Raw genomic sequence first — 12,629 nt, 5'->3', positions numbered from 1 at the left:
AAGATGCGGGGTACAAGAGATAGATTTGCGTGTGGAAGCGTTTTTTTGCGGTATGTTTTTGGCGTTTTGAAGCGCGGATTGCATAAGGGTCTTTCGCTTGTTTTAAGCTTTTGCGTGGCATTTTATCCACTGTTAGCACAAGCTCAAATGATGGGGTCTGCAAGTTCACCATCCCCAACCATTCAAGGAATTAAAGCGGCTATAGGGGAGAGTTTTTCTACCCGTCCCACGATTGGGCAAGCAAACAATGGTGTTGTGCTAATAGATATAGCTCGTCCCAATAATCAGGGTCTTTCTCATAATAAATATGACAGTTTCAATGTTGATGTTCATGGTGTGATTTTGAATAATTCCACCGAGAACATTTCACGTTCACAGCTTGGTGGTTTGGTTTTTGGCAACGGTAATTTGCGTGATACTGGTGCGGCAAAGGTTATTCTGAACGAAGTGGTGAGTAGCAATCACTCGCATCTTGAGGGAGTGAGTGAGGTCCATGGGCAATCAGCTGATGTTATTATTGCCAATCCCAATGGGATTACTTGTAACGGTTGCGGCTTTATCAATACACCGCGGGTGACCTTATCAACTGGCAAACCGATCATTGGCATTGATGGGATTTTAAGTGGTTTTCGGGTTGAAAGTGGTGCAATCACCATTGGCGCGCAAGGTGCGGATGGGCGCGTGTTGGATATATTTGATCTTGTTTCGCGCAAGATTAGCGTAGCGGGTCCGATTCAGGTCAAAGGTGATTTGTCTGTTATAGCAGGTCGCAATAATTTTGCTTATGACAAGCGTGAAGCCACATCGCTTGGCACGGATGGCAAAGAGCCAGAATTGGCGATTGATTCCAGTGATTTTGGCGGGATGTATGCAGGTCAGATTCGCGTTATTGCCAACGATAAAGGCGCTGGAGTTAAAATGCATGGCTCTATGGTTTCCAATGCGGGCGCCATGCAACTGTCGAGCGATGGCAAGTTGGTGATTGCCAAAGCGCGTGCCAAAGGTCCTGTGAAGGCGCAATCACATCACGCCAGTGTTCGTGTAGAAAATTTGCTATTTTCAGAATCGTTTGTTGGGCTTAAGGCGCTTGATGCAGTCGAATTGGTTGATCATGCACGGGTTGCAGCGAGCGGTGCTGTTGATGTCAATTCGGCTGTCATCAAGCTTGAGCATGATGCTCTTCTGGCAAGTGGAATTGGCAATGATGGTCAACAGTCTGCTACAGGTTCTTTACACTTAAAGGCATCCAAGCTTGATGCAGGAAGCGGACGTATAGCGTCAGGTGACCTTCTGTGGATCCAAGCAGAGACAATAGATCTAAGCCGTGCTGAAGATAACCATCAGACAGGGGTATCTTCCCTTGGCAATCTGACGCTTGAAACCAATACAATCACAGCTTTAAACAATCATATTGGAGCGAGTGGGAGTGTTATTCTGAAAGCAGAGGACCGCCTCACCATAGGGGCTGGTCATTATAGCGCAGGAGGCTCTCTTTTAGCAGAAGCGGCTGAATTATCTTCTTACGCCAACCTAGCCGCGGGACAAGAAATCGGTCTTTATACGCATAGTGGTCAGCTGATCCAAGAAGGAGCCCTCTTATCCAATGGAGTGGTAACACTGCACTCCCATGGAGCACTAAACAACAAGGGTGATATCGTTAGCGTGCAGCAGGTTTCGTTGACAGCTGGTGGTGTCCTCACAGTTGGTGCGGATAGCACGCTTTTAGGTCATGATGTTATCTTGAGTGCTAATGTTCTTACGCAAGCTGGTCATGTGGAAGCGCACGGCGGGGCACTAACTCTTCAGGTTGATGATAAGATTACCAATCTTGGTACGATACGCGGTGATACTGTTAATGCGCATGCAGGTTCGCTCATCAATCAAGGCATGCTGATTGCAACTGATGAATTGCATCTTCAAGTCATTGCTCACCAAGCTGCTTTTCCCCAACAAGCTGCTGTTGTGAATGCATCTGAAGGGATCCTGCAAAGCGGGGGTGCTTTTGTTTTATCAGCAGGGCAATTACAAAATATTGGTTCGCTTGGTTCCAGTGGTGCAGATGTAGCACTTCATGTGGTGGGGGATATTCACAATAGTGGATTAATTTACGCTAAGAAATCTGCAGCCATTTCTTTAGATGGAAGTTTTATCAATAAATTTGGCGATGTCATAGCTGAAGATAATTTCTCCATTCGTGGTTTAAATGGAGATCGTGCAGGTCATGTGATCAACAATTCTGGTCTTTTGGAAGCCGTGTCAGGGGATATGTTCTTTGACGTCTCTACGCTTACCAATATGCGCGAAGGTGGGGTCGAAATTACCAATAAAGTGGTTGGTTATAGTTACGATCCAGGGGAATTCGTAAGTCATGGAATTAAACACTACACTGATAAGACCACGACTGAAACCACGATCATCCGTGAAGAATCTCATTTAATCAATAGTGCTGGACAAATTCTAGCTGGACGTCACCTGTCGATTAATGCTGATGATGTCAACAATAGCTACAGCTTAATTGCAGCCAATGGCAATATTGTTGTGCGTGCGGATTCTTTCTTCAATCAGGGGCGAGATTTAATCGAAACAACGAATATTGTGAGACAAACACGCCACAGGTATAAGCATTGCACAGTAGGGAATTTGGGATGTCTATTGGACACGACAGAGGAATGGGTTGATCCTGCTCGTACAGAGATCATCTCCCACACCTATGATGCTGTTTATGGCACGATTGAATCTGGAGGTGTTCTTGATGCTGAGGTAACAGGCTATCTTGACAATCTTGCTGTGCGTGAGGCAGCTGATCAAATTGGCTTAAGCTCAGGCGATAAAGGGGTATTTGGGGTTGGAAATGCTGATTTTGAAGGGATGCCTCTGATCAGCGATGAGCGCTTAGATGGCATGATCGATGGTTTGGCAGGTCATACAGCGCTTTTTCACCCTTCTGCTCAAACAGAGGGGCTCCAATCTGTTTGGACGCCCACGCCAGATGCGCTTCCACCTGTAAAGACAGAGCTTGTTAGCGCTCAGGCTCCGAAAGCGCCATTTTTGATAGAAACGCGTCCAGGTTTTATCGACCCCGGTCATTTTTTGGGTTCTGATTATTTTTTAGATCGTCTTGATTTTAAGCTTGGGCAAGAATTTAAAAGGCTGGGGGATGCGCATTTTGAATATCGTCTGGTGAATGAGCAAATTTTTGAGCTCACAGGCAATCATAGTCTTTTTGGAATTGATGATCCCAATGCCCAAATACAGAGGCTTTATGACAACGCCGTCGAACAGCAAGCTTTGTTGGGATTAGAGTTAGGGGATCCATTATCACCCAAGCAAATTGCTGGGCTCAAAAAGGATATTATCTGGCTTGAGACGCATAATGTGGGGGGGCAAAATGTTTTGGTGCCACGTGTTTATTTGGCGCCAAACTCTTCTTCTGTTCAAGGGACACATCAAGAGAACTTTGCTAGTGCGCGTTTAAAAGGAAATGGTCTCACCTTAACAGCAGAGAGCTTTGTCAATAGTGGTGCCGTGGTGAGTGATGGAGGGCTCCACGTTACGACGACGAAAACCGGTTTGAATGATGGAGGTTTTTTGGTTGGAACCGGTGCCGTAGAGATTACCAGTGACGACCTTTTTATCAACTCTTCAGGGATTGTTCAGGGCAATATGGTTGCTATCACTGCAGCGACAGTGATGAATAATACAGCCAAGATCCATGATTTGAATAAATATGGTTTTATTGATCGAAATGGGCAAAAGGCACAGATCATCGCGGTGAATGATTTGAGCATTCAATCCCTTGGCGATTTGAGTGCGTATGGTGGGCAGTTTATCAGTGGCGGTTCGATGGCGCTGACGGTTGATGGCTCCGCTACATTTGGTGCCTTTGTGCTGGAAAGCGCTCAGGCACAGACGCTTGAAGACAGTTTTTTTAACGCCCAAAGCTATCATAATCAGTTAAGTGGTCTCAACAGTGGTGGCGATCTGACGATTCAAACGGGCGGTGATCTTAGCCTTGAAGGAGCCAAGCTTCAGGCAGAAGGTGATGCGCAGCTTACGGCTGGAGGGGATATCACCTTAGCTTCGGTGCAAGATGTTAGCAGTTCTGATTGGGAAGTTCAGAGGACGAAGAAAGGTGGTTTATTCTCTCAGAAATTCCATTCTCATCAACATTCAGAAGAAGTTAAAACAGTCAAAACGACGGTAGAAGCTGGTGGCAAGCTTTCGGTTCATGCTCAAGGAGGGGCTCTTACGGTTGTTGGCGCGGGCTTGAAAAGTGGTGGTGAGACGCATCTGCAGGCAGATCGAGGTCAGATACAACTTTTGAGCACCAAAGACCAAGATTTTAAGCAAAGTTTCCAGCATGATGAAAATCTCTTCTGGTGGAGTGAGCGCGACCAAGGACAGTTGGAAGAAAGCATCCATCATGTGTCCATGGAAGCTGGAGGTGGCATTAAGATAGATGCCGGCAATGGCATTGTTGTTGAATACGAGAAAACAGGCAGTTTTGAAAAATCTCTTGATGAATTGGCACGCATACCAGAGCTGTCATGGATCAAGCACTTGCGTGATGATGCCATTTTAGCCCAACAAGTGAATTGGCAAGCTGTCGAGGCGAGGTTTGAAGACTGGGATTATAAGAGCCAAGGATTGACAGAAGCAGGAGCCGCTCTTGTAACATTGGTTGTTACGGCACTTTCCTCAGGAACAGCCTCTACTGCAGCTAGCGCTATAACAGGAGCTTTGGGTGTCGGTTCGAACGCAGCCATGAGTGCGGCGATCAATGCAGGTGTACAATCGCTGATTAACAAAGGCGCTGTGTCTTTAATCAATAATGGCGGTAACATTGGCGCTGTGCTGCAAGAGCTTGGTTCTTCGAAGGCTGTTCTCAGTATTGTGTCATCGATGGTCACAGTAGGCTTAACCAGCCAAGCAACGGCGATGGCAGGAGTTAATCAATCCTTGCCTAAAACCGCTCCGGTGATAGAGCGTATCACCCATGAGGCGGAAAAAAATATCGTTAAAGCGGTTATTAGCACGGGTATTCAGACTGCTCTTGAAGGTGGCTCTTTAGATGAGAACCTATTAGCGAACCTTCGTACAGCGCTGTCTGAGGTTGTTGGCAAAACCCTTGCTGAAGAAATTGGCACGGCTAAGGCTGAGGGCAAGATTAACACGGTTACGCAGATTGTTGCCCATGCGGGGCTTGGTTGTCTGGTAGGCTCCACAGCCAGCGGCGATTGTTCTGCTGGTGCTATTGGTGGTGCTGTGGGGGAAGCAGCAGCAATGCTGCAATTTAAGCACTGGGTTACAGCTATCCTCCAAGAAGAAGTGGGCGACCTAGATGGGCGACCATTAACCGCGGAAGAGCAGGCTCGTATAAACGCGCGGTTTGATGCTCAGTTTGTTGACTTTAAGGCGCAGACCATTGATGTAGCGCGAATTGCTGGGGGCTTTGCAGCAGCGCTTGCTGGCGGGGATGTGAATACCGGTGCCGATGCGGCAGGCAATGCGGCAGAGAACAATTACCTTAGCAGCGCACAAAAGGCTCAAAAAGAAAAAGAACTAGCTGAGTGTTCTGACTATCTGTGTGCATTAGAGGTTTCTGTAAGATGGTCTCTGATTGGTGGTGGGCAAAATGTATCTCTTTTGGCAGGTGTGGCTGCTGGTGTGCCTGTTGAATTATTCGATACCGTTAATGATCTCTTGCACATTGGGCTCCATCCTATCGCGACTTTGGGAGCACTTAAAGATTTGATCACGAGCGGTGATTTAGTCGGTGTTGTTGCGCAATCTTACGTAGAGCGTATTGATCACCTAACGGAGGAATTTGAAAGAGCGGGTGCTGGTGGATCTTTTAATGCTGGTTTGGAAGTCGGAAAATTACTCACCGAAGTCGTGACATTGGTAATTGGCGGGGCTGGAGTAGCCAAAGGAGGTATAAAGCTTGTAGGCAAAGCAAGTACAAAGTTTGTAAAAAATTCTCTTATCGAAGCCGCCGTTGAAGCTGAAACAGTAGGGATAAAAACAGGCAGTGAAGTTGCCCAATCCATTGAAAAAGTTAGCTCTGAAGCAGCTGCTATAAAGACAAGTGGTAAAGCTGCTCAATCCATTGAAAAAGTTAGCTCTGAAGCAGCTGCTATAAAAACAAGTGGTAAAGTTGCTCAATCCATTGAAAAAGTTAGCTCTGAAGCAAATGCTATAAAGACAAGTGGTAAAGCTGCTCAATCCATTGAAAAAGTTAGCTCTGAAGCAGCTGCTATAAAGACAAGTGGTAAAGCTATCCAATCCATTGAAAAAGTTAGCTCTGAAGCAGTTGCTATAAAGACAAGTGGTAAAGCTGCCCAATCCATTGCAAAAGTTAGCTCTGAAGCAAATGCTATAAAGACAAGTGGTAAAGTTGCTCAATCCATTGAGAAAGTTAGCTCTGAAGCAGCTGCTATAAAGACAAGTGGTAAAGCTGCTCAATCCGTTGAAAAAGTTAGCTCTGAAGCAGTTGCTATAAAGACAAGTGGTAAAGTTGCTCAATCCATTGAAAAAGTTAGCTCTGAAGCAGCTGCTATAAAAACAAGTGATAAAGTTGCTCAATCCATTGAAAAAGTTAGCTCTGAAGCAAATGCTTCTGGCAAGAAGGTCAAAGATCCACAGAAAAAAGAGGAAGGTACAGCTAATAAAAACAGGGAACATCATGACAAAAAAAGTAAAGAAAAAAAGCAAGAATTAAGGGATGAGGGGTGCGTAGCATGTGGAGGGGAAGTCACGTTTAAGACTGTGCATAAGGATGGTAAGGTTAGAAAAAATGGGAAGAAGGGTAAGCCTGAGATCAGTTCACGTCCTGATATTCTCTATCTTGATCAGAGTGGTAACCTCAACCTTATTGAAATAAAAACGGGTAAAGGTAAGCTAAGTAAAAACCAAAAAATTTTAGGAGAGGCGTATAAAAATGATACTGCAATACCTACAGGGGAAAACTTTTGGAAATTTCTTAACGAAAATAAACAATCCTTTCCTGATTATCGGGAAAAGTTCATGGATCTTAAGAATGGTTTTACAGGAACCGCGGAGGAATTTGATAAAAAACTGGAGGCATTGGATACAGAGTGGTTGAACAAAAAGAAGGTTGAGTTCAAGGATGGGGTGAAAATTCATAGATATGATATTATCCGTTATCCAGGTCGTTTAGAATGAAAGAAGAATGATGAAAACCAAAGATGTCACAGCAATTTTAAAAAAGCAGGGTTGGAAGACTTATCGTGATGACGCAAATGATAGCTATGCGCGGTATCATTTTCCTGATCGTATTGTGAGCATGGGCTATAAGGTCAGAAGTTATGGAGGGGGCGAGGGAAGCTTGGAGTTATGGATGGTTGAGCTCACCACTGCTCCCTATTGTCTTGCTTGGGAATATTATATGGGTGAAAAGCGGGATCCGTATGAAGATCAGCTCATTTCTACCAAGGAGGAGTTCGGGATTACAGCCCCAGATCTTTCTGAAAGCCATGTTGAAGCGGCATTAAATAAGGTGCTTGCATGGGCACAAGCACAGGATATTGAGCAAATATTACGCGAAAAAGCTCATTCCCTTGTTGCAAAAGTTTTGCTTGGTGATGTAGAGGCTTTAAAAAGGAATATGTCCACACCTCAAATCCTTGTGCCAGAATTTTCTGATTATAAAACGATAACTGATACGGAGCGCCTCCTTATTTTTGCTCAGGCTTATAAAAATGGTGAATTAGCAGATGTTTTGGCAGGGAAAAAGCCAAAAAACCGCTTGATGAGCCCTACAGCAGTCAAGCGTGCTCTCAAAATCCAAGGCTGGTTTGTTGTGAGTGATTTGGGAGACATGTGGCTATCTTTGCCCGATCGTTTTGTTCTGTTAAAATTTGGCTTTGTGCATCTCCTTGATAAGTACAATGTCCATATTAAAGCAGGAATCTCCACTGAAGAGATCTCCAAAGCTTATTGTTATATTTATCTTGATAGGAAATATAGCTCTATACCGCCTACGGCTATGTATACTTCTTTTATCACCATTGGAGGCAGTTATCGTGGAATTTTTGAAGAAGGGATTGATATTTGTGTTAAGACATTGAATGAGCAAGAAGTTAGCAAGATTTCTGACCGGGTGATACAATGGGCACATGCTCAAGATTTAGTCGCAACAATAGAAAGCAAAACACTTATCCAGAAATATAGCTTCTCCCAATACATCGTTTGGCACTTAGCGTGTTTAGCGTTGATGGGTAAAATCGATGTTTTGAAGTCGTATCAAAACTTTATTGCCGCGGGTACGATTGCTGAACATTTGGATAGCATGAATGCAGAAACTTATGTTAACCGTGCGGTTGAATTTGCGGAAGATCACTTGAAAATCCTCAATGAGAGAAAAGCAAAAGATGCCTCTCTTGGAGCGCAGGCTTTAGCCGTTTTTGATAAAATTGATGAGCAATTGAAAGCAATAGGTTGGACAGTCTATCGGGACAAGAACTATGAGCGTAATGCTTATTTTCTAGAAAAAGACCGTCTCATCAATATCGTCTACAGTCTTAACACAGAAGGAGAAACCCCTCTTATTGCATGCAAGGCTTCGTTTTCCACACTTGGTTTTTCCACTGCGCATCGAGAGATCTTTCTTGACATGCCCCAATATACGCCACTCAAAGAGGCAGATGATGTGTATAAATTATCCTATAGCGAAATCGAAGCAGGCAAACTAAACCAGACCTGTACGGATATTCTTAGTTGGGCTAATCAGCAAAATGTCAATCAAATCATCTATGATTATGCTGCTTTACCGACCAACAGTGACTATGAACTTGCCGTGCATCACCTTATTGCACTTGTTTTGATTGGGGATGTTGAAAAGCTCAAATTTTATATGGACAGCTTTAATGCGGGAAACAGGTTAGGTTTTGCAGAAGGAATTACACAAAGTCTTATTAATCAATTTTTTTATTTCACTCGGTATTATCGCTCTGACTTTCCTAAAAATACACCACTTTTGAGTTTGGATCAGAAGACAGCGCCTGTTGATGAAGCGTCTGTTGATGGAGTATCTGCTGATGTAGCGCTTGCTGGTGAAGCGTCTGCTAATGAAGCCTCTGTTGAGGGAGTACCTTCTGATGAAGCGTCTGCTGATGAAGATGAAGAAGGGGCAGATGAGGCGGATGATGCAGAAGAAACCTTGACGATGGAGAGTGCAAAAGCACTTTTTCAAAGTTTAGGTTGGTCGGTTGAAACACTCAATGACGAAGGCGATCATTTAGCCATTTATCAATTGGCGGATCGTGAAGTAGAATTGCTGTATAACGACGAAATCATTGAAGATTGCCCACAATTTGATAGCGGTCTTTTGATAGAGACTGGTATTTTGACTACTGCGTGCAAGATGATTGATCCTAGCTTTACGCAAGAGCTACCGGATTTAGAGCTTAATTTTGAAGCAAAAGGGCTGGAAATTTTTGATCCAGAGGTGAGTGCGGATTACTTAAAGAAGGTTCTTCATAGCACTTTAGAATGGGCTGTAAGCGAGATTGATCTTGCTGAAGATCTTCGTTCTGATTATGGTACACCTCCTTGGCAAAGGGAAAAAAGCGCAACTGGTAAGGCGAATGATGCGCGTTATGCTTTGCAGCATATTGGTGCTTTGGCTTTGTTAGGGGATGTTGAGACTTTGCAGTTTTATCACAAGAGCTTTTCCGCAAAGGATCGTTTGGGTTTTGATGAGAGCATTCAACAGATACATCTTGAACGCGCAATAGTGATAGCCAAAGCTGTGGCAGAATCTAAACAACTCAGTTATGCTTTGCTTGAACAGGTAGAAAAGAGCTTACCGACCCATTCTAAAGCTTCTCAGAGGGGCTTCTTTCGCTTTTGGAAGAAAAAATAAGAAAGAAACTTTTGTTCAGGTGCTTCTCTTGAATTTATTTGCCATTCTTTCCTTGCTTTCAAGAGTGAGGATATTGCTGTTGCTAGGAGCGGTTTGCAACAGGAAATGATTTTTTTTTGGGGGGGGGAAATTCGTGAAAACCAAAGATGTCACAGCAATTTTAAAAAAGCATGGTTGGGAGACTTATCGTGATGACGCAAATGATAGCTATGCGCGGTATCATTTTCCTGATCGTATTGTGAGCATGGGCTATAAGGTCAGAAGTTATGGAGGGGGCGAGGGAAGCTTGGAGTTATGGATGGTTAAGCTCACCACTGCTCCCTATTGTCTTGCTTGGGAATATTATATGGGTGAAAAACGGGGTCCGTATGAAGATAAGCTCATTTCTGCCAAGGAGGAGTTCGGGATTACAGCTCCAGATCTTTCTGAAAGCCATGTTGAAGCGGCATTAAATAAGGTGCTTGCATGGGCACAAGCACAAGATATTGAGCAAATATTACGCGAAAAAGCTGCCGATAATTTTCTTGCTGCAAAAGCTGTGCTTGGCGATGTAGAGGCTTTAAAAAATGATTCGTCCACACCCAAAATTCTTGTGCCAGAATTTTCTGATTATGAAACAATGACTCGGAAAAAACGTCTCCTTCTTTTTGCACAGGCTTATAAAAATGGTGAATTAGCAGATGTTTTGGCAGGGAAAAAGCCAAAAAACCGCTTGATGAGCCCCAAAGAAGTCAAGCGTGTTCTCAAAACCAAAGGCTGGTTTGTTGTGAGTGATTTGGGAGACATGTGGCTGTCTTTGCCTGATCGTTTTGTTCTGTTTAAATTTGGCTTTGTGCATCTCCTTGATAAGTACAATGTCCATATTGAAGCAGAGACTTCCACTGAAGAGATCTCCAAAGCTTATCGTTATATTTATCTTGATAGGAAATATAGCTCTATACCGCCTACAGCTATACATAATTTTTTTATCACCATTGGAGACAGTTATAGTGGGAGTTTTGATAGAGGGATTGATATTTGTGTCAAGACATTGAATGAGCATGAAGTTAGCAAGATTTCTGACCGAGTGATACAATGGGCACATGCTCAAGATTTAGATGCAACAATAGAAAGTAAAACACTTATCCAGAAATATAACTTCTACAAAGACATCGTTTGGCATTTAGCCTGTTTAGCGTTGATGGGTAAAATCGATGTTTTGAAGTCTTATCAAAACTTCATTGCCGCGGGTACGATTGCTGAACATTTAGACGACGATGACGCAGAAACTTATGTTAACCGTGCGGTTGAATTTGCGGAAGATCACTTGAAAATTCTCAATGAGAGAAAAGCAAAAGATGCTTCTCTTGGAGCGCAGGCTTTAGCCGTTTTTGATAAAATTGATGAGCAATTGAAGGCAATAGGTTGGACAATCTATCGGGACAAGAACTATGAGCGTAATGCTTATTTTCTAGAAAAAGACCGTCTCATCAATATCGTCTACAGTCTTAACACAGAAGGAGAAACCCCTCTTATTGTATTCAAGGCTTCGTTTTCCACACTTGGTTTTTCCACTGCGCATCGAGAGATCTTTCTTGACATGCCTCAATATACGCCACTCAAAGAGGCAGATGATGTGTATAAATTATCCTATAGCGAAATCGAAGCAGGTAAACTGAACCAGATCTGTACGGATATTCTTCGTTGGGCTAATCAGCAAAATGTCAATCAAATCATCTATGATTATGCTGCTTTACCGACCAACAGTGACTATGAACTTGCCGTGCATCACCTTATTGCACTTGTTTTGATTGGGGATGTTGAAAAGCTTAAATTTTATATGGACAGCTTTAATGCGGGAAACAGGTTAGGTTTTGCAGAAGGAATTACACAAAGTCTTATTAATCAATTTTTTTATTTCACTCGGTATTATCGCTCTGACTTTCCTAAAAATACACCACTTTTGAGTTTGGATCAGAAGACAGCGCCTGCTGATGAAGATGAAGAAGGGGCAGATGAGGCGGATGATGCAGAAGAAACCTTGACGATGGAGAGTGCAAAAGCACTTTTTCAAAGTTTAGGTTGGTCGGTTGAAACACTCAATGACGAAGGCGATCATTTAGCCATTTATCAATTGGCGGATCGTGAAGTAGAATTGCTGTATAACGACGAAATCATTGAAGATTGCCCGCAATTTGATAGCGGTCTTTTGATAGAGACTGGTATTTTGACTACTGCGTGCAAGATGATTGATCCTAGCTTTACGCAAGAGCTACCGGATTTAGAGCTTAATTTTGAAGCAAAAGGGCTGGAAATTTTTGATCCAGAGGTGAGTGCGGATTACTTAAAGAAGGTTCTTCATAGCACTTTAGAATGGGCTGTAAGCGAGATTGATCTTGCTGAAATTCTTCGTTCTGATTATGGCACACCTCCTTGGCAAAGGGAAAAAAGCGCAACTGGTAAGGCGAATGATGCGCGTTATGCTTTGCAGCATATTGGTGCTTTGGCTTTATTAGGGGATGTTGAGACTTTGCAGTTTTATCACAAGAGCTTTGCCGCAAAGGATCGTTTGGGTTTTGATGAGAGCATTCAACAGATACATCTTGAACGCGCAATAGTGATAGCCAAAGCTGTGGCAGAATCTAAACAACTCAGTTATGCTTTGCTTGAACAGGTAGAAAAGAGCTTACCGACCCATTCTAAAGCTTCTCAGAGGGGCTTCTTTCGCTTTTGGAAGAAAAAATAAGAAAGAAACTTTTGTTCA

The 12,629-nt window shown here is 43.4% G+C and carries 3 protein-coding genes; all 3 read left to right on the top strand.

What is annotated here, in order from left to right; all coding sequences use genetic code 11:
* Nucleotides 1-3 precede the first annotated feature (3 nt).
* Nucleotides 4-7,185: a two-partner secretion domain-containing protein gene (locus tag V4P55_RS02375; protein ID WP_455475103.1), complete on the top strand. Its 7,182-nt coding sequence runs from the start codon at nt 4-6 to the stop codon at nt 7,183-7,185.
* A 10-nt stretch (nt 7,186-7,195) separates the two neighbouring features.
* The gene (locus tag V4P55_RS02370) at nt 7,196-9,886 is read left to right on the top strand and encodes a DUF6990 domain-containing protein (RefSeq protein ID WP_455475102.1); all 2,691 of its coding nucleotides are present in this window, start codon (nt 7,196-7,198) and stop codon (nt 9,884-9,886) included.
* A 133-nt stretch (nt 9,887-10,019) separates the two neighbouring features.
* Nucleotides 10,020-12,611, top strand: coding sequence for a DUF6990 domain-containing protein (locus V4P55_RS02365; RefSeq protein WP_455474848.1), 2,592 nt, complete (start codon nt 10,020-10,022; stop codon nt 12,609-12,611).
* Nucleotides 12,612-12,629: the final 18 nt, after the last annotated feature.

Source organism: Bartonella sp. B30(2025), assembly GCF_053793825.1.
The sequence above is the reverse complement of the archived record's forward strand: the minus strand, read 5'-3'. Positions and strand labels throughout refer to the sequence as shown.

Excerpts from the sequence above, each read along its gene's own strand:
- V4P55_RS02370 (WP_455475102.1), top strand. The coding sequence starts at position 7,196 with ATGAAAACCAAAGATGTCACAGCAATTTTAAAAAAGCAGGGTTGGAAG.
- V4P55_RS02375 (WP_455475103.1), top strand. The coding sequence starts at position 4 with ATGCGGGGTACAAGAGATAGATTTGCGTGTGGAAGCGTTTTTTTGCGG.